This is a genomic window from Kitasatospora sp. NPDC029367 (assembly GCF_055569135.1).
On sequence record NZ_JBVHYH010000009.1, the window covers coordinates 1 to 22,213 of the forward strand.

Sequence of the window (22,213 nt, forward strand, 5' to 3'; positions counted from 1 at the left end):
GTAAAGGAGGGGGGAGCCCCCTCCCGAAAACCTCCCAGAGGTTGTTTTTGCTTCCCCCCGTGGTGCCTTTGCTTGTGCGCGGGAGCGGGCCCGCCCCCGGTCGCGGGTGCGACCGGGGGCGGGCTGCGGCGGGCGGACCCGGCCGACGGGGCGTCAGTCGGTCTTGATGCTCGACAGGATGTCGAGCTTGGCGGCCCGGCGGGCCGGCCAGATCGCGGCCACCAGGCCGACCAGCCCGGCCAGGCCCAGGAACAGCGCCAGCTGGCCGTACGGCAGGACGGTGGTCAGCCCGCTCAGGCTGGACTTGAGCGTCCCGTTGATCGCCCAGGCGATGAAGCAGCCGAGCAGCAGGCCGATCCCGGCGCCGAAGAGCGAGATCACCACCGACTCCAGCCGGACCATCCGCTTGATGCCGCTGCGGTCCAGGCCGATCGCCCGCAGCATCCCGATCTCGCGCTTGCGCTCGAAGACCGACATGGCCAGCGTGTTGATCACACCCAGGACGGCGATCAGGACCGCCATGCCCAGCAGGCCGTACATCAGGTTCAGCGCGAAGGTGATGACCTGACTGAACTCGTCCCGGACGTCCTGCTTGGACTTGACCTCGATCACCGGGTTGGCGCCCGTGGCGTCCTTGATCGACTGCTTGAGCCCGGCGGTGGCGCCGTCCTTGCCCTTGACCAGAACCTGGCGGATGTCGGGCTTCGGGTCGTGCTTGGCGACCTCGCTGTCGGCCAGCAGGACCGAGCCGAGCACGCCGCCGTTCTCGTACACGCCGCCGACGGTGAGCCGGCCGGTGGAGTCGTCCGGGTAGGACACCTCCATCGTCGAGCCGGTGGTGACGTGGAACTTGGTCGCGACGTCCTGGTCCACCAGCAGCTGGCCCTTGCCGAGGGCCGCGGCGGAACCGCTGGTCAGCCTGATGTCGGCGATCTGGTCCAGGACGGCCGGGTTCAGCCCGGTGATGTCCTTGTAGCTGCCGTCGAGCTTCCAGGCGGAGTCGGTCATCGGCGAGGAGGCCGCCACCCCGGGCGCCTTGGCGATCTGGGCGGCCACCTGCCCGGACAGGCTCATGTTGTTGGCGGTCGAGACGATGTAGTCGGCCTTCATCGACTTGGTCACGGCCCGGTCGATGGTGTCCCCCACCGAGGTGCCGATCACGGTCAGACCGCTGACCAGGGTCAGTCCGATGGTGAGCGCGGCGGCGGTGGCCGCGGTGCGGCGCGGGTTGCGCACCGCGTTCTGCTGGGCGAGCTTGCCGGGAGTGCCGCCCAGCCCCCGCAGCAGCGGGCCGACCAGGGCGACCACCGGACGGGAGAGCAGCGGAAGCAGCACGAACACGCCGATCAGGGCCAGGAAGGCACCCGCGCCGACCGGCATCCGGCCGCTGTCGTCGCCGGTGGAGGCGCCGTAGGCGATCAGGGCCAGGCCGCCGCCGGCGAGCACCGAACCGATGGTGTTGCGGACCACCAGGCTCTTCTGACTGGTCGGCTGGTCGCCGCTGCTCATCGCCGCCACCGGCGCGATCCGGGCGGCCCGCACGGCCGGCAGCAGGGCGGACAGGACCGTCACCAGGACGCCCACCACGAGGGTCACCACGACGGTCATCGGCTGGATCACCAGCGCGCCGCTCGGCATGTTCTCGTCCAGCGAGCCGATCAGCGACTGCATCCCGGCGCCGATCCCGATCCCGGCCAGCAGACCGGCCGCCGCCGAGACGGCACCGATCAGCAGCGCCTCGATCAGCACCGAGCGGGTCACCTGCTTGCGGCTGGCGCCGATCGCCCGCAGCAGCGCGAGCTCCTTGGTGCGCTGGGCGACCAGCATGGTGAAGGTGTTGGCGATGATGAAGATGCCGACGAAGAGCGAGATGAAGGCGAAGACCAGCAGCATGGTGCGCATGCTGTCGGTGCCCTTGGTGATCTGCTCCTGCTCGTCCGCCTGCAGCTTGGCGCCCGTCTCGACGTCGAACTTCTGGGCGGCCGGGACCTTCGACTCCACCTCGGCGAGCAGCGCCTCCTGGGAGGTGCCGGGCTTGGCGGTGAGCACGACGCTGCTGTAGCGGCCCGGCTCCAGCAGGGTCTGCTGGGCGGTGGCCTTGTCGAACAGGGTGAGCGTGCCGCCGGTGTTCACCACCGGGTCGTCGGTGGTGAAGACGCCGGTGAGCTTCGCCTCGATCACCGGACCGTTGGCGGCCACCCGGACGGTGTCGCCGACCTTGTAGCCCGCCTTCTCGGCGGTCCTGCGGTCGAGGGCGACCTCCTTGGCGTTCTTCGGCCCCTGACCCTCGGTCATCGGGTAGCGCGGGTCCCGGCCGTCCTGGCCGGGGGCGAAGTTGGCGCCCTTGGCCGACCAGACCTGGCCTATCAGGTTGCCCTGCTTGTCGGCGACCCCGGTGAAGCCGCCGGCCACGCCGCGCGCGCTCGCCGCGCCGGGCAGCCCGGCCAGCTGCTGGACGATGTCGTCGGTGAGTCCGGCGCCGGCCTCGCCCTTGTGCCTGGTCGAGGAGCCGGGGCCGGCCGCGCGGTCCACGACCTGGACGGCGACGTCCGAGTAGCTCTTGGAGTTGCTGTCGCGCAGGGCCTTGCCAAAGGTGTCGGAGAAGACCATGGTGCCGGCGACGAAGGCGGTGCCGAGCATGACGGCCAGCGCCGTCATCAGCAGTCGGCCCTTGTGGGCCAGCACGTTGCGCAGTGCGGTGCGATACATGAGGTGTCCTGGGGAGGTTCGAGGGCTTCGGTCGGCTCGCTGGCTCAGCTGGTGCGGCCCTTGGCGTCGAAGCGGCGCATGCGGTCCAGGACGGTGTCGGCGGTGGGGGTGTGGAGTTCGTCGACGATCTTGCCGTCGGCGAGGAAGACGACGCGGTCGGCGTAGGAGGCGGCGACGGGGTCGTGGGTGACCATGACGACGGTCTGGCCGAGTTCGCGCACGGAGTTGCGCAGGAAGGAGAGGATCTCGGCGCCGGAGCGGGAGTCGAGGTTGCCGGTGGGTTCGTCGGCGAAGATGATGTCGGGCTTTCCGGCGAGGGCGCGGGCGCAGGCGACGCGCTGCTGCTGGCCGCCGGAGAGCTGGGAGGGGCGGTGGCTGAGGCGGCCGGAGAGGCCGACGGTGTCGACGACGCGGTCGAGCCAGGCCTGGTCGGCCCTGCGGCCGGCGATGTCCATCGGCAGGGTGATGTTCTCCAGGGCGGTCAGTGTCGGCAGCAGGTTGAAGGCCTGGAAGATGAAGCCGATGTGGTCGCGGCGCAGCTGGGTGAGCTGCTTGTCCTTGAGGCCGACGAGTTCGGTGTCGCCGATGGTGGTGGAGCCGGAGGAGACGGTGTCCAGGCCGGCCATGCAGTGCATGAGGGTGGACTTGCCGGAGCCGGAGGGGCCCATGATGGCGGTGAACTCGCCCTGGGGGAAGGTGACGCTGACGTTGTCCAGGGCGACGACCCGGGTCTCCCCCTCCCCGTAGACCTTGTTCAGACCGGTGGCGCGGGCGGCCGCCCGGCCGGTACGGACGGCGGTTGCGGTCGGCGTGGTCACGGGGGAGCTCCTTGCTGGTTCGCTGATTGGTCCCTCCATGCTCCGCTACGTGATCATGGTTTTGCGTCGCTCCCTCGAACGGTTGGCCTGACCCCCGCTGGGCGTACGGAGGTGCCGGACCCTCCTCCTGCGGTATGACGGGAACCCTGAGGACGGTGCGGTGGCCGGAATCACCGTGCTTCGTGGCCGAATCCCGAACTGTTCGTCAGATGGCAAGGAAACATGACAACTTCCCGGGCTGGGAACATGCGAAAGGGTGAGCCGGGCGACTAGTCTCAGGGGTGGTTCGCAGGACGCCCGGATGGTGGAACGCAGACACGGGCAGCTTAAAACTGCTTGGCCGCGAGGCCGTGCCGGTTCGAGTCCGGCTCCGGGCACCGCAACGACCCGCGGGGGCGCCTCCGGCGTCCCCGCCGGGAGTCGTTCACCGGATCCTCCTCGCGGCGTATCCCGGAATTTTTGCCAAGCCATTACCCTGGTGCCTGGGCGGTGCAGTGCCGCCACGGAGGGAATGAGCACATGAGAAGCAGCAACCCGGTCTTCTCGCGGGAGGGGTCCTTCACCCGCGAGCCCGGCTACGCGGGGTTCGGTGGCACCGCGCAGGCCGGGGGCCAGCACGGCAACCCGTACGCGGGCACGCCCTACGCCCAGCCGCAGGGGCAGGGCCCGCTGACGGACGACCAGCTCTACCAGATGTACAACGGGCCGTCGGCCGGCCCGGCGGCCACCGGGCGGATGACGCTCGACGACGTGGTCGCCCGTACGGCGATGACACTGCTCACCCTGGTCGCCGCCGGCGCGGTGGCCTGGTTCACGCTGCCGTTCGAGAACTTCGGCTTCGCGATCGGCGCCAGCCTGGTGGCCATGGTCGTCGGCCTGGTGGTCTCGTTCAAGAACAGCGTCAGCCCGCCGCTGATCCTGACCTACGCCGCCCTCCAGGGCTTCGCGATGGGCGCCGTCTCGCACGCCTTCAACACCATGCTGAACGGCATCGTGATCCAGGCGGTGCTGGGCACGGCGGCGGTCTTCGCGGCGATGCTGTTCGCCTACAAGAGCGGCCGGATCCGGGTCACCGCGCGCTACCAGCGGATCGGCCTGGCGATCGCTCTGGGCTTCGTGCTGCTGATGCTGGTCAACGTGATCGCGATGGCCTTCGGCGCCGACATGGGCCTGCGCTCCGGCCCGCTGGGCATCGTGGTCGGCCTGATCGGCATCGGCCTGGGCGCCTTCTTCCTGTCGCTGGACTTCGCGTCGATCGAGGAGGCCATCGCCCAGGGCGCACCGCAGCGCGAGTCCTGGCGGGCCGCCTTCGGGCTCACCCTGTCGCTGGTCTGGATCTACATGGAGATGCTGCGACTGATCGCGATCCTGCGCGGCGACGACTGACGCACCTCCCGTCCTCGCCACCCACTGCCGCCGGGCCCCGGAGCACTCGCTGCTCCGGGGCCCGGCGGCGTTTTGGTTAGGCTCCTGTGCATGCATGACGTACAGCCCCTGGTCGTAGCCGTCGACGGACTGGCGGATCGTTTCCGCTCGCTGCCGCAGAGCAAGCTGCTGGGCGCCGTGCCCGGGCACGCCTCGCGGGCGGCGGCCGTGCTGGCGCTGGCCCGGCGGCTGGCCGCGTTGGCGCTGGCCGCGGAGGGCGGGCCGGAGCGGGAGTTCCCGGACGCCGGGGCCTTCGCGGCGGGGGACCAGCTGGCCGTCGCCGGGCACGACCTGGCGGCCGCGCTCGCGGCGCTGCCCGAGGGGGCCGAGGTGGCGCTGCCGGACGGGCCGGTGGCGGTGGGCGAGCTGCTGGCCGGGGCGGTGGCTGCGGTGCGGGAGACGGCCGGGCTCTGCGCCTGACCCCCGGAGCGGGGTTCCTGAGTACGTGCCCGGAGCGGGTTCCCCGGGCACGTTTTCGGAGCCGGACACGCCGAAGGCCGCCCGGGTCGGTAACCCCGTGACCCGGGCGGCCTTCGGTCCTGCTGCGCGGCTGAGGCCTGGTCAGATGCTGGCGACCACCCGGTCGGCGAGCACGTAGACGGCCTCCTCGTCGGTGGAGAAGGTCAGCGAGTAGGAGCCGGAGAAGCGCGAGCCGCCGAGCAGTCGGACGTGCTCACCGGCACGGACCGCGTCGATCAGCCGGTAGGCGGCCTCCCGGTCGCCCGGGGCCACGCACAGCGTGGTGCCGTCGGCGAAGGCGTACACGTCCAGGGTGCCGAGCGGGCCCGGGCGGACGTCTATCAGGGCGACGGCCTCCTCGGAGAGGGCGGCGAGCCGGGTGTCGGTCCACTCCCGGGAGGGCGCCTGGCTCGGCACGAAGTCGGGGTGGGAGGGGTGGCGGCGCGGGTCGGGGGCGGCGACCGGGGCCTCCTCGACCAGCGGCTCGGCGTCCAGCAGCCCGGCCTCCAGGCCGGTGGCCAGCAGGTCGGCCTCGCGGCGGGCGCGGGCGTCCGGGGCGGTCTCGCCGACCGGGTGGCCGGGGCGCAGCGGGGCGCCGCCCTCGGTGCCCGGCTCGGCCGGGCCGGTGCCGCCCTCGGTGATCAGGTCCTCCAGCGCGGAGCGCAGCGCCTCGCCGAACTCCGGGTCCATCGTCCCGGCGTTGTCGGCGGCGTCCTGCGGGCCGGTGGGGCGGGGGAAGAACAGCGGCCACTCGTCGGTGCCGGCCAGCGCCTCGGTGAAGGGCGCCCCGGGGAACGGGGAGTCGAACAGCGGGGCGTCCTCGGCCGCCCGGGCCTCCTGCTCGGCCCAGAACGCCCGGGCCTCGGTGATCTCCCGCTCGCGGTCGGCGGCCAGTGCCTCGGCGACGGCCCGGCGTATCGCGGCCTCGTCCACCGGTGCGGGCCCGGCCGGGGCCGCTGCCTGTGCGTCCAGCCGCCGGGAGATGCCCCGGAGGCGCAGCAGCACGGCGGTCGACACGGTGATCAGGATCAGCAGCAGGATGGTGTAGACGGCGCTCACGGAACGTACTCCTAGCGAGGAGCGGAACGGGGTTACGTGTCCACACTGCCCCATCCGGGGCTGTTACCGCAGTGGCGAATGTCTAATTCGTCCGGGACTTTCGCTCTTGTCCCCAAATTGTTAGGTAACACCGTTCTACGCAGTGGAGTTGATCCGCTCCGCAGTGTCGATCTCCGGACCGGAAACGACCGCGAAGAGGGCCGGATCGACCTCTCGGTGTGATCCGGCCCTCAATTACGCACGGTCACTCCAAATGGGTGGTCCAGACCCTTCGGAGCGTGCGGGGAGCGTCAGCTGAGGCGCTCGATGACCATCGCCATGCCCTGGCCGCCGCCGACGCACATGGTCTCCAGACCGAACTGCTTGTCGTGCCACTGCAGGGAGTTGATCAGCGTGGTGGTGATCCGGGCGCCGGTCATGCCGAAGGGGTGGCCGACGGCGATGGCGCCGCCGTTGACGTTCAGCTTGTCCAGGTCGATGCCGAGGTCGCGGTAGGACGGGATGACCTGGGCGGCGAAGGCCTCGTTGATCTCGACCAGGTCGATGTCGTCGATGGTCAGGCCGGCCCGTCGGAGCGCCTGCTTGGAGGCCTCGACCGGGCCGTAGCCCATGATCTCGGGGGAGAGGGCGCTGACGCCGGTGGAGACCACCCGGGCGAGCGGGGTGATGCCGAGCTCGCGGGCCTTGGTGTCGGACATGATGACCAGCGCGGCCGCGCCGTCGTTCAGCGGGCAGCAGTTGCCGGCGGTGACGGTGCCGTCGGGGCGGAAGACCGGCTTGAGGCCGGAGACGCCCTCCAGGGTGACGCCGGCGCGCGGGCCGTCGTCGGTGCTGACCACGGTGCCGTCCGGCAGGGTGACCGGGGTGATCTCGCGCTCCCAGAAGCCGGCCTTGATGGCGGCCTCGGCGAGGTTCTGCGAGCGGACGCCGAACTCGTCCTGGTCGGCGCGGGTGATGCCCTTGAGCGCGGCCAGGTTCTCCGCGGTCTGGCCCATCGCGATGTAGGCGTCCGGCAGCAGGCCGTCCTCGCGCGGGTCGTGCCACTCGCCGCCGCCCTCCTCGGCGCGCTTGGCGGTGCGGGCCTGGGCCTCGTCGAAGAGCGGGTTGGTGGTGCCGGGCATGCCGTCCGAGGTGCCCTTGACGCTGCGCGAGACGGTCTCGACGCCGGCCGAGATGAAGACGTCGCCCTCGCCGGCCTTGATCGCGTGCAGTGCCATCCGCGTGGTCTGCAGCGAGGAGGAGCAGTAGCGGGTGATGGTGGCGCCGGGCAGGTAGTCCATGCCCATCTGCACGGCCACGATGCGGGCCAGGTTGTGGCCCTGCTCGCCGCCCGGGAGGCCGCAGCCGAGCATCAGGTCGTCGATCTCGCGCGGGTCGAGCTGCGGGACCTTGGCCAGGGCGGCCTGGATGATGTGGGCGGTCAGGTCGTCCGGGCGGACGTCCTTGAGGGAGCCCTTGAAGGCCCGGCCGATCGGCGAACGGGCGGCGCTGACGATGACGGCTTCGGGCATTGCAGGCTCCTCGCTGGGTGACGGCGGACCTGGCGGTCCGGGAGGAAAGCTACCGCTTGGTAGCTCAGTCGTCACCGGCCCCGGTGTGTGAGCTGGCCGACGTGTTCCCGGGCACCGGGCCGGGCTCCCGGACCGCGTCCGGGCCGACCCGCAGCCGGTGGCGCAGCAGTGCCCAGCGCCGGCCCGGGCCCTCCGGGTCCACGGCCGCGACCTCGGTGCCCGCCCGGCCGGCCGCAGCCGCGGCGGCCACCGCGACCGGCAGCACCGTCTCGCCCGGCAGAGCCGCCCCGCCGGGGCGGGCGGCGCTCGGGCGCTCCTCCTCCGGCCACAGGCCCAGCGCGGCGCAGACCGAGGGCAGCACGGCCATCGCGGCGGTGGCGTAGCCCTGGGCCGAGGGGTGGTAGCGGTCGGCGGCGAACATCTCCGGGCGGCCGGCGAACTCCGGGCCGAGCAGCGAGCCCAGCGAGACGGTGCGCCCGCCCGCCTCCACCACCGCGATGGTCTGCGCGGCGGCCAGCTGGCGGCTCAGCCGCCGGGCCACCCAGCGCAGCGGCGGGCGCACCGGCTTGATCGTCCCGAGGTCCGGGCAGGTGCCCACCACCACCTCGCAGCCGTTGGCGCGCAGTGCGGCGACGGCCTCGCCGAGCTGGCGGACGGCGAGCTGGGCCGGACTGTGCCGGGTCACGTCGTTGGCCCCGACGATGATCACGGCGACATCCGGGCGGTGTCGCAGGGCCCGTTCCAGCTGGCCGGGGAGGTCGGCCGAGCGGCCGCCGGAGCGGGCCACGTTGACCAGCCGGACCGGGCGCTCGGCGATCGAGGCCAGACCGGAGGCCAGCAGCGCGCCCGGGGTCTCGCGGCCGCGGGCCACGCCCAGGCCGGCGCCGGTGGAGTCACCGAGGACGGCCAGCACGAGCGGCGGCCGCGGCGGTGCGCCGCGGTCGGCGAAGTCCTCGCCGTAGACGCCGTCGGCCTTGGGCGGGACGGTCTCCAGGACGCCGATGGCCTGGACGGCGAGTTTGCTCTCGGTCAGCAGCAGGCCGACCAGGCCCACGCCGAGCAGTCCTAGCCCGCCCCCGCCGTACGCCGCCGCGGTGGCGATCCGACGGGCCACCCGGGCCCGCGAGTCCTGTGCCCCTGGCATCCGGTGCCCCCTTCGCGTCCTCGTGCCGTCCCCTCCGGGGACACGGCCATCCCTGCACAGCGCTCTTACCCGCGCGGAGGGCCGGAGTACCGGGGCGCGGGCCGGGGTGGGCCATTGGGGGAGCGCGGCGGCGGTGGGGGGAGTGCGGGAAGGGAGGGCTGGGGTGCGTGGCACGCCCTAGGCTTTGCAGTACCGAATGCACTCGCATGCCCATAGACCGGGAGGACCCCCGTGCGGTACCACAACTCGATCATCGACCTGGTCGGCAACACGCCGCTGGTCAAGCTGAACAAGGTCACCGACGGCATCACCGCGACAGTGCTGGCCAAGGTCGAGTACTTCAACCCCGGCGGCTCGGTGAAGGACCGCATCGCGATGCGCATGATCGAGGCCGCCGAGGCCTCGGGCGCCCTCAAGCCGGGCGGCACGATCGTGGAGCCGACCTCCGGCAACACGGGCGTCGGGCTGGCGATCGTGGCCCAGCAGAAGGGCTACAAGTGCATCTTCGTCTGTCCGGACAAGGTGTCCACCGACAAGATCAACACCCTGCGCGCGTACGGCGCCGAGGTCGTGGTCTGCCCGACCGCCGTCGCTCCGGAGCACCCGGACTCCTACTACAACGTCTCCGATCGCCTGGTCCGCGAGACCCCGAACGCCTGGAAGCCGGACCAGTACTCCAACCCGGACAACCCGGCCTCGCACTACTACTCCACCGGCCCGGAGCTGTGGGAGCAGACCGACGGGAAGATCACCCACTTCGTGGCGGGTGTCGGCACCGGCGGCACCATCTCCGGCACCGGCAACTACCTCAAGGAGGCGTCCGGCGGCAAGGTCAAGGTCATCGGCGCCGACCCGGAGGGCTCGGTCTACTCGGGCGGCACCGGCCGTCCGTACCTGGTCGAGGGCGTCGGTGAGGACTTCTGGCCGACCGCCTACGACCGCGGCGTCGCGGACGAGATCGTCGCCGTGTCCGACAAGGACTCGTTCCAGATGACCCGCCGCCTCGCCAAGGAGGAGGGCCTGCTGGTCGGCGGCTCCTGCGGGATGGCCGTGGTGGCCGCGCTGGAGGTCGCCAAGAAGCTCGGGCCGGACGACGTCGTCGTGGTGCTGCTGCCGGACGGCGGCCGCGGCTACCTGTCGAAGATCTTCAACGACGACTGGATGGCCGACTACGGCTTCCTGCCCTCGGCCACCGACGAGGCCCACATCAGCGAGGTGCTGGTCCGCAAGGAGGGCATCGAGCAGGGCGGCGTCCCGCAGTTCGTCCACATGCACCCCAACGAGACGGTCGCCGAGGCGGTCCGGGTGCTGCGCGAGTACGGCGTCTCGCAGATGCCGGTGGTCTCCCCGGGCGCCGGGCACCCGGACATCATGGCCGGCGAGGTGATCGGCTCGGTGGTGGAGAAGCTGCTGCTGGAGGGCATCTTCGCCAAGGAGATCGAGCTGACCGACACGCTGGACAAGGTGATGTCCAAGCCGCTGCCGGTGGTCGGCTCGGGCGAGACCGTCACCAACCTGATGACCGTGCTGGAGAAGGCCGATGCGGCGGTCGTGCTGGTGGAGGGCAAGCCGCAGGGCATCGTCACCCGCCAGGACCTGCTGGGCTTCCTGACCACCCGTGGCGCGCACTGACGCCCGCTCACCCCGCCCGCCCGCGGCCGGATTCGGAGGATTCGTCCACGCGCGAAGTGGTACACCGGCGTCACCTGCCCGCAGCACGCGGTTAACACGGCTCCGGCATCGTGGTGGTCAACGGCAAGACGCCGAGCGAGACGGCAGTGGTCCACCGGGAGCGGCTCCCCGGCGGCCGCGGTCGGCTCCGGTCACGTCGGACGGTCCTGACCCGGCCGCCGTGTCCGCCCTCCCCGACCGTTGTTCGGAGGGAGGGGCCCCTCCGTGGGGGCGCCGTCGTCCCGACCCTGCCCGGCTCCGGCCGGTCGACAGGGTGCGGCGGCTCCCACGGACGATCACCGCGCCGTCACGGCGCGGCTCCGCGGCTCCCGGGTGGGGGAGCCGGTTCGGAGCACGGTGGGGCCGGTCCTGTTCCGAAGGACCGGCCCCCTCCGTGTGTCCGGGCCTCCCGCCCGCGCCCCGGCTCCCTGCCGCCCCGCTGCCGCGCTTCCCCCGGGCGCCCTGGGCTTCCCGTGCACGCCGGGGGCCCGCCGTTCCCGTACGCTCGCTGGCATGACCAGCACTGAAACGACCGACGCGCCGCGCTACGTCAAGCTCAAGATCGAGCTCATCGCGGAGATCACCGACGAGGGCGCGCTCAAGGCCGCGGCCCTGCAGCAGGTCGCCGAGGACGAGTACCTCGACGACGAGGAGCGCGCCCAGTCCGTCGACGCCATCGAGGTGGACCCGTCGGGTTCGCTCGCCCACTTCATCGACCCGGTCGCGCTGCTCGGCGACGTCCCGGGCGTGGAGCTCGCCTCGGCGACCTGGGAGTCGGCGCAGACCGAGTTCGACCCCGAGAACGACGAGTGGGACGAGTACTCCGTGGAGGAGTCCGCCGAGTAACGGCCGTTCCTGCCGTGACCACCCGTGAACACCCGGTCCGCCGACGGCGGACCGGGTGTTTTGTCCATGAACAGCGGGAGTTGGGTCATCTCATACGATCGCCTACCCTTCGGTGATGGAACCGTGAGCGGCCGGATTGCGTTTCTGTATCCGTAATTGCCCGGGATGATCAGCAGGGAGACGCGACGTGACGGCACGGGACGGTCAGGGGCGGGTGGCCGGAGGCAGCTGGAGCCGACGCGGGGTGCTCGCAGGCCTGATCGGTGCGCCGGTCCTGCTGCTCGCGGCCTGCAACGACAACAGCGGTGGCGGCAGCGGTGGCAGCGGCGGCTCCGGCAACGGTGGCGCCGGCAACGGCGGCGGCACCCCGGGATCCGGCGGTGGCAGCAGCGCGCCGAAGACCTCGACGGCCGTGATCACCGTCACCCCCGCGGACGGCACCACCGGCGCCAGTTTCAGCGAGCCGGTCAAGGTCACCATCGCCAACGGCACCCTGAGCAACGTCAAGGTCACCGACTCCACCGGCAAGGAGCTGGCCGGCCAGCTCTCCAGCGACAACACCAGCTGGACCTCGGCCGCGGCCCCGGCCAGCGGTACCAAGTACTCGGTGACCGCCAGCGGCGTCGACAAGGACAAGCTGGAGGCGGACGCCAACGCCAGCTTCACCACGGCGACCCCGGCCAACACCTTCGTCGGCTACTTCACCCCGGAGGACGGCTCGACGGTCGGCGTCGGCATGCCGGTCTCGATCAACTTCAGCAAGCCGATCACGGACAAGAAGGCCGTCCAGTCGGCGATCACCGTGATGGCGGAGCCGGGCGTCGAGATCGTCGGGCACTGGTTCTCCAGCACCCGCCTCGACTTCCGGCCGCAGGAGTACTGGGCCAAGGGCACCAAGGTCACCCTCAAGCTCCGGCTCAAGGACGTCGAGGGCGCGAAGGGCGTCTACGGCACCCAGTCCAAGGACGTCGCCTTCACCATCGGCCGGGCCCAGACCAGCGTCGCCGACCTCGCCACCAAGAAGCTCACCGTCACCACGGACGGCCAGGTCAGCGCCGTCTACAAGATCTCCGGCGGCTCCTCCGAGCACACCACCTGGGGCGGCAAGATGGTGATCTCCGAGCAGTTCACCCAGACCCGGATGAACTCGCAGACCGTCAACCTGGGCAGCGAGTACGACATCGCCGACGTGCCGCACGCCCAGCGCCTCACCACCTCGGGCACCTTCATCCACGGCAACTACTGGTCCTCGCCGTCGATCTTCGGCGGGCAGAACACCAGCCACGGCTGCGTCGGCCTCCAGGACGCCAAGGGCGCCCAGGACAGCAGCACGGACGGCTACAAGTTCTACAAGTCCTCGATGGTCGGCGACGTCGTCGAGGTCCGGAACTCGGGGGACAAGACGGTCGCCCCGGACAACGGCCTGAACGGCTGGAACCTGAGCTGGGCCGAGTGGAAGGCCGGCAGCGCGGTCTGACCCGCTCCCGCCCCGCCCGAACTCTCTGCGCCGCCGTCTCCGCCCGCCCCTCGGCCCGTACGAGGCGGCGGGCGGTCGCGCTCACCGCTTCGCGTAGTCCGTGAAGCCCTGCCAGTCCACGACCACGCACGGCTCGTCGCCCAGGATCCAGGCGTCGTGGCCGGGCGGGCAGATCATGAAGTCGCCCGGGCCGTAGTCGGCCTGCTCGCCGTCGTCCATGACGATCCGCATCCGGCCGGAGACCACGTACCCCAGGTGTGCCGCCTGGCAGCTGTCCGTCCCCGCGATCGGCTTCACGTGCTTGGACCACTGCCACCCCGGCTGGAACACGGCCCGGCCGACCGGGCCGGCGTCCAGATTGACCAGCCGCAGCTCCCCCGAGCCGTCCTCGAACGGGCGGACCTCCTCGGGAGCCTCGAAACTCATGCGGACCAGACCGGACATGACGCACTCCTCTCACGAGGAACGGCCCGGCCGCCGGCAGGTGGCCGGGCCGCCCTTGCTGGCCCTTTCAGTCTGCGCCCGCCCCCGGCAACGGTCACCTCGGATAGCGGGCGCCCGCACCGCCCGGCGCCCTGACCGGCCCGGCGGTGGGGCGGTCCGGCGGCGGGCGGTCAGCCCTGGGTGCGGGCCACCCCGATCGGGCAGGAGGCGCCGGTGCCGCCGAGCCCGCAGTAGCCGTTGGGGTTCTTGGCGTCCGACAGGTACTGCTGGTGGTACGGCTCGGCCGGGTAGAACGGGCCGGCCTCGGCGATCTCGGTGGTGATCGGGCCGTGACCGAGCGCGGTCAGGGCGGGCTGGAAGGCGTCCCGGGTGGCGACCGCGGCGGCGGCCTGGGCGGGGGAGTGGGTGTACAGCGCGGAGCGGTACTGGGTGCCCACGTCGTTGCCCTGGCGGTTGCCCTGGGTCGGGTCGTGGGCCTCCCAGAAGGCCTTCAACAGCCGCTCGTAGGACACCACCGCGGGGTCGAACACCACCCGGACCGCCTCGGTGTGCCCGGTCAGCCCGCTGCACACCTCCTCGTACGTCGGGTTCGGCGTGTAGCCGCCCTGGTAGCCGACCAGCGTCGTCCAGACGCCGGGCAGCCGCCAGAACGTGCGCTCGGCGCCCCAGAAGCAGCCCAGCCCGAAGTCGGCCACCTCCAGCCCCTCCGGGTACGGGCCGGTCAGCGGGTGGCCGAGGACGGTGTGCGGCTCGGTCAGGGCGAAGGCCGGGGCCGGGCGGCCGGGCAGCGCCTGGTCGGCGGGGACGAGCGAGGTCTTGTGGCGGTTGAACAGCACGGCCTGCTCCATCGGGGTAGGGAGGGTTGCCCAGGATTCAACGCACCGGACGGCCCGCGGATTCCGGCCCGGCCGACTCCGGGGATCCGGTCCGGGAGGTCCGGGCATTCCGGCGGGCGCACGGCGGTACGGCCGTTAGGCTCGGAGCCATGACCGAGCACCAGCTTCCCCAGGGCTTCGAGACCCTCGCCATCCACGCGGGTCAGGAAGCAGACCCCCAGACCGGGGCCGTCGTCACGCCGATCTACCAGGTGTCCACCTACAAGCAGGACGGGGTGGGCGGCCTGCGGGGCGGCTACGAGTACAGCCGCAGCGCCAACCCCACCCGCACCGCGCTGGAGGAGTGCCTCGCGGCCCTCGAAGGCGGCGCCCGCGGCCTCGCCTTCGCCTCCGGCCTGGCGGCCGAGGACACCCTGCTGCGCACCATCCTCAAGCCGGGCGACCACATCGTGATCCCCAACGACGCCTACGGCGGCACCTTCCGGCTGTTCGCCAAGGTGCTGACCCGCTGGGGCGTCGAGTTCTCCGTCGCCAACACCCAGAAGCTGGACGACGTCCGCGCCGCGCTGCGCCCCAACACCCGCGCGGTGTGGGTCGAGACCCCGTCCAACCCGCTGCTCGGCATCACCGACCTGGCCGGGCTGGCCGAGGTCGCGCACGGTGCCGGGGCGCTGCTGGTGGTCGACAACACCTTCGCCAGCCCGTACCTGCAGCAGCCGATCGCGCTCGGCGCGGACGCCGTCGTGCACTCCACCACCAAGTACATGGGCGGCCACTCGGACGTGGTCGGCGGTGCGCTGGTGCTCGCCGAAGAGGGCCTCGGCGAGGAGGTCGCGTACCACCAGAACGCGATGGGCGCCGTCTCCGGGCCGTTCGACGCCTGGCTGGTGCTGCGCGGCATCAAGACCCTGGGCGTCCGGATGGACCGGCACAGCTCCAACGCGGAGAAGGTCGCCGAGCTGCTGGCGGGCCACCCCAAGGTCAGCCAGGTGCTCTACCCGGGCCTGCCCGAGCACCCCGGCCACGACATCGCCGCCAAGCAGATGAAGGCCTTCGGCGGCATGGTGTCGTTCCGGGTCGCCGGCGGCGAGGAGGCGGCCGTCGAGGTCTGCAACCGCGCGCGGCTGTTCACCCTGGGCGAGTCGCTGGGCGGCGTGGAGTCGCTGATCGAGCACCCGGGCCGGATGACCCACGCCTCGGCGGCCGGTTCGCCGCTGGAGGTGCCGGCCGATCTGGTGCGCGTCTCGGTCGGCATCGAGTCGATCGACGACCTGCTGGCCGACCTCACCCAGGCGCTGGGCTAAGGGTCACTGACCCTGCTGGTCCGCCGTGTACGACTCCATCGCGAGGTTGAAGCGGGCCAGCAGGGCGCAGAACGCCTGTTGCTCCTCGGGCGGCCAGTCGGCCGTCAGGCGGCGGGTCAACTCGGCCCGGCCGTCCCGGACTTCGGCGAGCCGGCCGGTGCCGCAGGCGGTCAGCGCGAGCCGCACCGCGCGGCGGTCGGCCGGGTCCTGCACCCGGCCGACCAGCCCGGCCGCGACCAGCGGGGCGACCTGGCGGGTCACCGTGGAGGAGTCCACGCCGAGCGCGTCGGCCAGCGCCTTGACGTTGGCCGGCCCGTGCCGCTCCAGGCGGTCGAGCAGCAGGTAGGCGGCCCGGTCCAGCGCGGCCAGGCCGCCGCCGGAGGTTCGGACCTGTTCCATCCGGCGGGCGAACACCGCCAGCTGGTACTGGAGTTGGGTGTGCACGGGCTCGGTTCGGTCGGTGGCCTGGGGCGAGGTCGTCGTCATCGCGGCTCACGATCGTCATGCGGTGAGAGAAGCTCAGAAGCAGCAGCGTACGCGGGCGGAGCGGGCCCGGGAACAGGCCCGACGTCCCGGGTTGGCCGCGGCGGCGGACCTACGCTGGGCTCATGCACAACTGGCCGATCACCCTCGACGACGTCCGCGGTGCCCAGAAGATGCTCGCCGGGGTCGCCCGGGTGACCCCGATGGAGGGGAGCCGGCACCTGTCCGGGCTGATCGGCGCGCCGGTCCACCTCAAGTGCGAGAACCTCCAGCGCACCGGCTCCTTCAAGCTGCGCGGGGCGTACGTGCGGATCGCGGGGCTCTCGCCGGTGCAGCGGGCCGGCGGGGTGGTCGCGGCGAGCGCCGGTAACCACGCCCAGGGGGTGGCCCTGGCGGCCTCGCTGCTGGGGGTGCGCTCGACCGTGTTCATGCCGGTCGCGGCGCCGCTGCCGAAGGTCGCCGCCACCCGGGAGTACGGCGCCGAGGTCCGGCTGCACGGCGCCACCGTGGACGAGGCGCTGCAGGCCGCGCAGCGGTACTCGGAGGCGACCGGCGCGGTGTTCATCCACCCCTTCGACCACTGGGACGTGGTCACCGGCCAGGCGACCGTCGGCCTGGAGATCCTCGAGCAGTGCCCCGAGGTGCGCACCATCCTGGTCGGGGTGGGCGGCGGCGGGCTGCTGGCCGGGATCGCGGCGGCGGTCAAGCCGCTGCGGCCGGACGTCCGGGTGGTCGGGGTGCAGGCGGCGGCCGCGGCCGCGTACCCGCCCTCGCTGGCGGCCGGGCGGCCGGTCTCGCTGGAGCACTTCGCCACGATGGCCGACGGGATCATGGTCGGGCGTCCCGGGGACATCCCGTTCGAGGTGGTCAACACGCTGGCGGACGGCATCCGCACGGTCTCCGAGGACGCGCTGTCCCGGGCCCTGCTGCTCAGCCTGGAGCGGCTCAAACTGGTGGTCGAACCGGCCGGGGCGGCCCCGATCGCGGCGCTGCTGGAACAGCCGGACTCGTTCGAGGGCCCGGTGGTGGCGGTGCTCTCCGGCGGCAACATCGACCCGCAGCTGATGCAGCGGGTGCTGCGGCACGGCCTGGCGGCGGCCGGGCGCTACCTGTCGCTGCGGGTGCGGCTGGCGGACAAGCCGGGCTCGCTGGCGGACCTGCTGGGGGTGCTGACCGCGGTGGACGCCAATGTGCTGGACGTCGCGCACGTGCGGATCGACCCGCGGCTGGGGCTCACCGAGGTCGAGGTGGACCTGCATCTGGAGACCAAGGGGCCGGAGCACTGCGCGCTGGTGGTGGGGGAGCTGCGGGACGCGGGGTACGTGGTCTCCGGCTGAGCCCCGCGGGCGGTTCCTCGAATTCGCTTGACGCGATGTATCGCGAGTTGCCATGCTCGCGATACATCGCGTTCTGTGTCGGTGGCCGAGAACCGAGTCGCCCATGCGCCCGAACGGGGGGCAAAGTGGGACAGATCGCTCCATTCGTCCGAGGAGATGAGGCAGGCCATGGCGCCAGCCATCCAAGCCGAGAACCTGGTGAAGACCTTCGGCGACGTACGAGCCCTGGACGGCGTCAGCCTCGACGTCCCCGAGGGCACGGTGCTCGGGCTGCTCGGCCCGAACGGCGCCGGGAAGACCACCACCGTGCGCGTCCTCACCACCCTGCTCCGTCCCGACTCCGGCCGCGCGGTGGTGGCCGGGGTCGACGTCCTCAAGCACCCCAACGAGGTCCGCAGCCGGATCGGGCTGTCCGGCCAGTACGCGGCGGTCGACGAATACCTGACCGGCTTCGAGAACCTCACCATGGTCGGCGAGCTCTACCAGATGAGCACCCGCAGCGCGAAGGCCCGCGCGCTGGAGCTGCTGGAGTGGTTCAACCTCACCGAGGCCAAGGACCGCACCGCCAAGACGTACTCCGGAGGCATGCGCCGCCGCCTCGACCTCGCCGCCGCGCTGGTCGTCCGGCCGCCGGTGATGTTCCTGGACGAGCCGACCACCGGGCTCGACCCGCGCAACCGGCTCGCGCTCTGGGAGGTCATCGAGACCCTGGTCGAGCAGGGCACCACGCTGCTGCTCACCACCCAGTACCTGGAGGAGGCCGACCGGCTCGCCCACGACATCGCCGTGGTCGACCACGGCCGGGTGATCGCCCGGGGCACCGCCGACCAGCTCAAGGCGCAGATCGGCGGCGAGCGGATCGAGGTCGTGGTGCACGACCCGGGCCTGGTCACGGACGCGGTCGCGGCCCTGTCCGGGTACGCGCTGGGCGAACCCGCGGTGGAGAAGAACACCCGGAGGATCACCGTGCCGGTCAGCGGCGGCGCCCGGGTGCTCGCCGACGTGATCCGCGAACTGGACGGCCGGGGCATCGAGATCGACGACATCGGCCTGCGCCGTCCGACCCTGGACGACGTCTTCCTCACCCTCACCGGCCACGTCGCCGAGTCGGTCGAGGAGGACGGCGGCGCTGCCAAGGGCCGCGGCCGGGGCGGTCGCGGCCGCGGCTCCTCGGGCGACGGCGGGGACGGCGCCGACGGCGGGGGCCAGGGGCCCGACCAGCAGCAGGCCGTCGTGGCCGGAACGGAGCGTTGAGATGAGCACCGCCACCGAGCACGCCATCGGCGCGGCCATGCCGACGCCCCGCCGGGGCCTGTCCGCGACCCTGCACGACTCCTGGGTGGTCGCCAAGCGCAACCTGCGCAGGATGTCCCGGATCCCCGAGATCGTGGTGTTCGGGCTCATGCAGCCGGTCATGTTCGTGCTGCTGTTCTCGTACGTCATGGGCGGGGCGATCAAGATCCCCGGGACGAGTTCCAGCTCCCACACGTACATCCAGTTCCTGATGGCCGGCATCTTCGCCCAGACCGTCACCTTCGCCGTCGCGGGCGCCTCGGCCGGCATCGCGGAGGACATGACCAAGGGCCTGGTGGACCGCTTCCGCTCGCTGCCGATGGCCCGCTCCGCGGTGCTGGTCGGCCGCACCCTCGCCGACCTGTGCCAGACCGCCTTCACGCTGGTCGTGCTGGCGCTGGTCGCGCTGCTGGTCGGCTGGCGGATCCACGACGGGCTGCTCAAGGCGCTCGGCGCCTTCGGGCTGCTGCTCCTGCTCGGCTACGCCTTCTCCTGGATCGGCGCGCTGATCGGCCTCTCGGTGCGCAGCCCCGAGGCGGCCACCTCGGCCGGGCTGATCTGGCTGTTCCCGCTGACCTTCATCTCCAACGCCTTCGTGCCGGTCAGCTCGATGCCGGGGTGGCTGCAGGGCGTCGCCTACTGGAACCCGTTCAGCGCGACCGTGCAGGCCTGCCGGGACCTCTTCGGCAACCAGGTCGGGCCGGTGGACAGCGCCTGGCCGATGCAGCACGCGGCGCTGGTGTCGGTGCTCTGGTCGGTGGTGATCACGGCGGTGTTCTCGTGGCTGTCGGTGCGCAAGTACCGCTCGGCGGCGGGCTGAGCGGCGGCGCTTCCGGTCCCGGTCCTGGTTCCGGACCCAGCCCCGGGCTTCTCGCCTCCGTCGGCCGGAGACGGGTGAGGGGGGGGGGGGGGGGGGGGGGGGGGGGGGTTTTCTCCCCCCCCCCCCCCCCCCCCCCCCCCCCCCCCTCGGCGGTGCTGCTCAGGGTCGGGTCAGCCGGCGTGCGGCACGACCTTGACGATCTTCACCATGGCGGGCTTGCCGTTCGGCAGCTCGTAGGTGGCCTCGTCGCCGATCTTCTTGCCGTCGATCGCGCGGCCCAGCGGCGACTGCGGCGAGTAGACATCGATGTTGTCGGAGCCCGCGACCTCGCGCGAGGCCAGCAGGAACTCCATCAGGTCGTCCTCGTCACCGTCGAAAGCGACCGTGACGACCATGCCCGGGGCCACCACACCGGAGTCGGCCGGGGCCTCGCCGACCTTGGCGCGCTCCAGCAGCTGGGTCAGCTGGCGGATGCGCAGCTCGTACTTGCCCTGCTCCTCCTTGGCCGCGTGGTAGCCGGCGTTCTCCTTGAGGTCCCCCTCCTCGCGCGCCGCCTCGATCTTCTGGGCGATCTCGATGCGCCAGGGCCCGGTCAGGTGATCCAGCTCTGCCTTGAGCTGGTCGTAGCCGGCCTGAGTGAGCCAGGTCACGTTCTCGCTGGTCTGGGTCACGGGTGCTCCTCGTAGGTGCTGGGGCTGAGCTGAGGGTGTGAGTCGTCAGCAGGGTCGACGATGATATTGGTCGTAACTACAAAGCAACGCCCGCTCCCGTACCATCCGGTGCGGAAGGGGCGAAACCACGAGCCTAACAAGTCCTGCCGACAAGCGGGAGGGCCGTTGTCGCGGCGTTGACGGCGGCATTGCGCCATGGTGTACGGCAACCGGCTGCGGGACTTCCTACGGATGCCCGTTCCGGTGGGCGAATATGCCTCGGGGGCGCTCCGGGCCCGCTCCGCCGGGTGTCCCCGGGTGCTCCGCCGCTACCGCGCCTACTTCGCCGGGGTGCAGCCGAGCAGCTCGGCGGTGGTGCCGCGGGCGGTGGTGCGCAGGGTGACAGTGGCCTCGTAGCTGGACCCGGCCGCGGGGACCGGGAAGTCGGCCACCCCGACCACCGCGTGGTCGTCGCCCTGCGAACGGACCGTGCAGGTGCCGGCCGTCCCGTCGCTCTTGCGCACGGTGAGGTGCAGCTGGACCTCGGAGTCGGAGAGCACCTGGAAGGTCGGCACCGAGCCGTTGATCTTCGACTCGCGCAGCAGGTAGGAGCCGCCCAGCCAGGCGATCAGCCCCAGGCCGAGCACGCCGCAGACCGCGCCGACCACCTTGAGCCGACGGTCCGACTCGCCGTCGCCCCTCCGGCCGTAGCGCCCCTCGGGCAGCTGCGTCGCGGTGCTCTGTGCAGTCATCGGACTCCGTCCTCTCCTCGGGAGGGACCGCGTGGGTGGTGCGGGGAATGCGACGGACCTCCAGTCCGTCACTATAGGAGGGGCACGCCCGCGGCCGGTCCGGCGGGGGCGGGGCTCGGCCGCACCGGAGACCGGCGCAGGCCGGCCTTGCGGCGACGCGGTCCCGAAGTGAGCGGTTCGTACGGTGGGCAGACCGGACTTCGCGGAACGCCCGACGATGTGGAAGGAACGCAAGGCGTTGACTGAGCAGTTGCGACTGATGGCGGTGCACGCCCACCCGGACGACGAGTCCAGCAAGGGCGCGGCCACCATGGCCATGTACGTCGAGCACGGTGTGGACGTGCTCGTGGCCACCTGCACGGGGGGCGAGCGCGGGTCGGTCCTCAACCCCAAGCTGCAGGGGGACCCGTACATCGAGGAGAACATCCACGAGGTGCGCCGCAAGGAGATGGACGAGGCGCGGGCGATCCTCGGCGTCAAGCAGGCCTGGCTGGGCTTCGTGGACTCCGGCCTGCCGGAGGGCGACCCGCTGCCCCCGCTGCCCGAGGGCTGCTTCGCCCTGCAGGACGTCAAGGAGGCGGCCGAGCCGCTGGTCCGGCTGATCCGCGAGTTCAAGCCGCAGGTCATCACGACCTACGACGAGAACGGCGGCTACCCGCACCCGGACCACATCATGACCCACAAGATCACCATGCTGGCCTTCGACGCCGCCGGCGACCCGGATGCCTACCCCGAGGCCGGCGAGCCTTGGCAGCCGCTCAAGCTCTACTACAACCACGGCTTCCCGATGGGCCGCATCCGCGCCCTGCACCAGTACCTCACCGAGCACGGGCACGACTCCCCGTACGGCGAGTGGATCGCGGGCTGGGAGAAGAGCGGCCGCCAGGAGCGCGAGATCACCACCCGGGTGCGCTGCGACGACTGGTTCGAGACCCGCGACCGCGCGCTGATCGCCCACGCCACCCAGATCGACCCGGACGGCCCGTGGTTCCGCGTCCCGCTCGACGTCCAGCGCGAGGTCTGGCCCACCGAGGACTACGAGCTCGCCCGTACCCTGATCGACGTGGACCTCCCGGAGGACGACCTGTTCGCCGGACTTCGCACCCCCAGCCTGGCGGCCGAGGCCGCCGACACGCGCGACTGACCCACCCCCGACGGCCCGGCTCGGCGTGAGC

At 72.0% G+C, this 22,213-nt stretch carries 20 protein-coding genes and 1 tRNA gene; 11 read left to right on the forward strand and 10 right to left on the reverse strand.

Translation table 11 applies throughout. From position 1 onward, the window contains the following. Positions 1-153: 153 nt before the first annotated feature. Together ACZ4W5_RS07520 and ACZ4W5_RS07525 are read right to left on the reverse strand one after the other, a co-directional pair. Positions 154-2,709 carry an ABC transporter permease gene (locus ACZ4W5_RS07520; protein WP_465653503.1) on the reverse strand — a complete coding sequence of 852 codons (2,556 nt, stop codon included), beginning with the start codon at positions 2,707-2,709 and terminating at the stop codon, positions 154-156. Positions 2,710-2,753: 44 nt separating this feature from the next. After that, entirely contained in the window at positions 2,754-3,566 is an 813-nt protein-coding gene (locus ACZ4W5_RS07525) for an ABC transporter ATP-binding protein (RefSeq protein ID WP_465653504.1), read from the reverse strand. A gap of 256 nt (positions 3,567-3,822) precedes the next feature. On the opposite strand from ACZ4W5_RS07525, the gene ACZ4W5_RS07530 reads away from it, so the two are divergent. From ACZ4W5_RS07530 to ACZ4W5_RS07540, 3 genes are all read left to right on the forward strand, one after another. Further along, a tRNA-Leu gene (locus ACZ4W5_RS07530) sits at positions 3,823-3,904 on the forward strand. Positions 3,905-4,046: 142 nt separating this feature from the next. Beyond that, positions 4,047-4,913 (forward strand): Bax inhibitor-1/YccA family protein, encoded by an 867-nt coding sequence (locus ACZ4W5_RS07535; RefSeq protein WP_465653505.1) that lies wholly within the window; start codon positions 4,047-4,049, stop codon positions 4,911-4,913. A 90-nt stretch (positions 4,914-5,003) separates the two neighbouring features. Further along, entirely contained in the window at positions 5,004-5,372 is a 369-nt protein-coding gene (locus tag ACZ4W5_RS07540; RefSeq protein WP_360231087.1) for a hypothetical protein, read from the forward strand. A 141-nt stretch (positions 5,373-5,513) separates the two neighbouring features. Here the strand turns inward: ACZ4W5_RS07540 and ACZ4W5_RS07545 are convergent, their stop codons facing one another. The 3 genes from ACZ4W5_RS07545 to ACZ4W5_RS07555 form a co-directional block, all read right to left on the reverse strand. Beyond that, complete coding sequence (locus tag ACZ4W5_RS07545; protein WP_465653506.1) at positions 5,514-6,470, reverse strand: hypothetical protein; 957 nt, start codon at positions 6,468-6,470, stop codon at positions 5,514-5,516. A 290-nt stretch (positions 6,471-6,760) separates the two neighbouring features. Beyond that, positions 6,761-7,981: an acetyl-CoA C-acetyltransferase gene (locus ACZ4W5_RS07550; protein ID WP_465653507.1), complete on the reverse strand. Its 1,221-nt coding sequence runs from the start codon at positions 7,979-7,981 to the stop codon at positions 6,761-6,763. Positions 7,982-8,045: 64 nt separating this feature from the next. Next, entirely contained in the window at positions 8,046-9,125 is a 1,080-nt protein-coding gene (locus ACZ4W5_RS07555; RefSeq protein WP_465653508.1) for an SGNH/GDSL hydrolase family protein, read from the reverse strand. Positions 9,126-9,356: 231 nt separating this feature from the next. Between ACZ4W5_RS07555 and ACZ4W5_RS07560 the strand changes: the two genes are divergently transcribed. The 3 genes from ACZ4W5_RS07560 (at position 9,357) to ACZ4W5_RS07570 (ending at position 13,119) form a co-directional block, all read left to right on the forward strand. Beyond that, positions 9,357-10,757 carry a cystathionine beta-synthase gene (locus ACZ4W5_RS07560; RefSeq protein WP_465653509.1) on the forward strand — a complete coding sequence of 467 codons (1,401 nt, stop codon included), beginning with the start codon at positions 9,357-9,359 and terminating at the stop codon, positions 10,755-10,757. Positions 10,758-11,309: 552 nt separating this feature from the next. Beyond that, positions 11,310-11,642 (forward strand): hypothetical protein, encoded by a 333-nt coding sequence (locus ACZ4W5_RS07565; RefSeq protein WP_465653510.1) that lies wholly within the window; start codon positions 11,310-11,312, stop codon positions 11,640-11,642. A 187-nt stretch (positions 11,643-11,829) separates the two neighbouring features. Next, the gene (locus ACZ4W5_RS07570; RefSeq protein WP_465653511.1) at positions 11,830-13,119 is read left to right on the forward strand and encodes a L,D-transpeptidase; all 1,290 of its coding nucleotides are present in this window, start codon (positions 11,830-11,832) and stop codon (positions 13,117-13,119) included. A gap of 81 nt (positions 13,120-13,200) precedes the next feature. Here the strand turns inward: ACZ4W5_RS07570 and ACZ4W5_RS07575 are convergent, their stop codons facing one another. Together ACZ4W5_RS07575 and msrA are read right to left on the reverse strand one after the other, a co-directional pair. Then, positions 13,201-13,563, reverse strand: coding sequence for a cupin domain-containing protein (locus tag ACZ4W5_RS07575; RefSeq protein ID WP_360231067.1), 363 nt, complete (start codon positions 13,561-13,563; stop codon positions 13,201-13,203). Between the two features lie 170 nt (positions 13,564-13,733). Further along, positions 13,734-14,411: a peptide-methionine (S)-S-oxide reductase MsrA gene (msrA, locus tag ACZ4W5_RS07580; RefSeq protein ID WP_360231064.1), complete on the reverse strand. Its 678-nt coding sequence runs from the start codon at positions 14,409-14,411 to the stop codon at positions 13,734-13,736. Positions 14,412-14,548: 137 nt separating this feature from the next. Here msrA and ACZ4W5_RS07585 point away from each other — a divergent pair, with 137 nt between their 5' ends. Next, positions 14,549-15,703, forward strand: coding sequence for a cystathionine gamma-synthase (locus ACZ4W5_RS07585; RefSeq protein ID WP_360231061.1), 1,155 nt, complete (start codon positions 14,549-14,551; stop codon positions 15,701-15,703). Between the two features lie 3 nt (positions 15,704-15,706). Here the strand turns inward: ACZ4W5_RS07585 and ACZ4W5_RS07590 are convergent, their stop codons facing one another. Further along, the gene (locus ACZ4W5_RS07590) at positions 15,707-16,189 is read right to left on the reverse strand and encodes a MarR family winged helix-turn-helix transcriptional regulator (RefSeq protein ID WP_360231058.1); all 483 of its coding nucleotides are present in this window, start codon (positions 16,187-16,189) and stop codon (positions 15,707-15,709) included. A 122-nt stretch (positions 16,190-16,311) separates the two neighbouring features. On the opposite strand from ACZ4W5_RS07590, the gene ilvA reads away from it, so the two are divergent. From ilvA to ACZ4W5_RS07605, 3 genes are all read left to right on the forward strand, one after another. Beyond that, a complete protein-coding gene (gene ilvA / locus ACZ4W5_RS07595) occupies positions 16,312-17,523 on the forward strand; it encodes a threonine ammonia-lyase (RefSeq protein WP_465653512.1) in 1,212 nt (403 codons plus the stop codon). A gap of 168 nt (positions 17,524-17,691) precedes the next feature. Further along, on the forward strand, positions 17,692-18,777 hold the full coding sequence (locus tag ACZ4W5_RS07600) for an ATP-binding cassette domain-containing protein (protein ID WP_465653513.1): 1,086 nt from the start codon (positions 17,692-17,694) through the stop codon (positions 18,775-18,777). A 1-nt stretch (position 18,778) separates the two neighbouring features. After that, positions 18,779-19,636, forward strand: coding sequence for an ABC transporter permease (locus tag ACZ4W5_RS07605; protein ID WP_465653514.1), 858 nt, complete (start codon positions 18,779-18,781; stop codon positions 19,634-19,636). A 170-nt stretch (positions 19,637-19,806) separates the two neighbouring features. Here the strand turns inward: ACZ4W5_RS07605 and greA are convergent, their stop codons facing one another. After that, positions 19,807-20,307 (reverse strand): transcription elongation factor GreA, encoded by a 501-nt coding sequence (greA, locus tag ACZ4W5_RS07610; RefSeq protein WP_360231046.1) that lies wholly within the window; start codon positions 20,305-20,307, stop codon positions 19,807-19,809. A 317-nt stretch (positions 20,308-20,624) separates the two neighbouring features. Then, positions 20,625-21,038 carry a DUF4307 domain-containing protein gene (locus ACZ4W5_RS07615; RefSeq protein WP_360231043.1) on the reverse strand — a complete coding sequence of 138 codons (414 nt, stop codon included), beginning with the start codon at positions 21,036-21,038 and terminating at the stop codon, positions 20,625-20,627. A 238-nt stretch (positions 21,039-21,276) separates the two neighbouring features. Between ACZ4W5_RS07615 and mca the strand changes: the two genes are divergently transcribed. Continuing rightward, positions 21,277-22,182: a mycothiol conjugate amidase Mca gene (gene mca, locus ACZ4W5_RS07620; protein ID WP_360231040.1), complete on the forward strand. Its 906-nt coding sequence runs from the start codon at positions 21,277-21,279 to the stop codon at positions 22,180-22,182. Positions 22,183-22,213 lie beyond the last annotated feature (31 nt).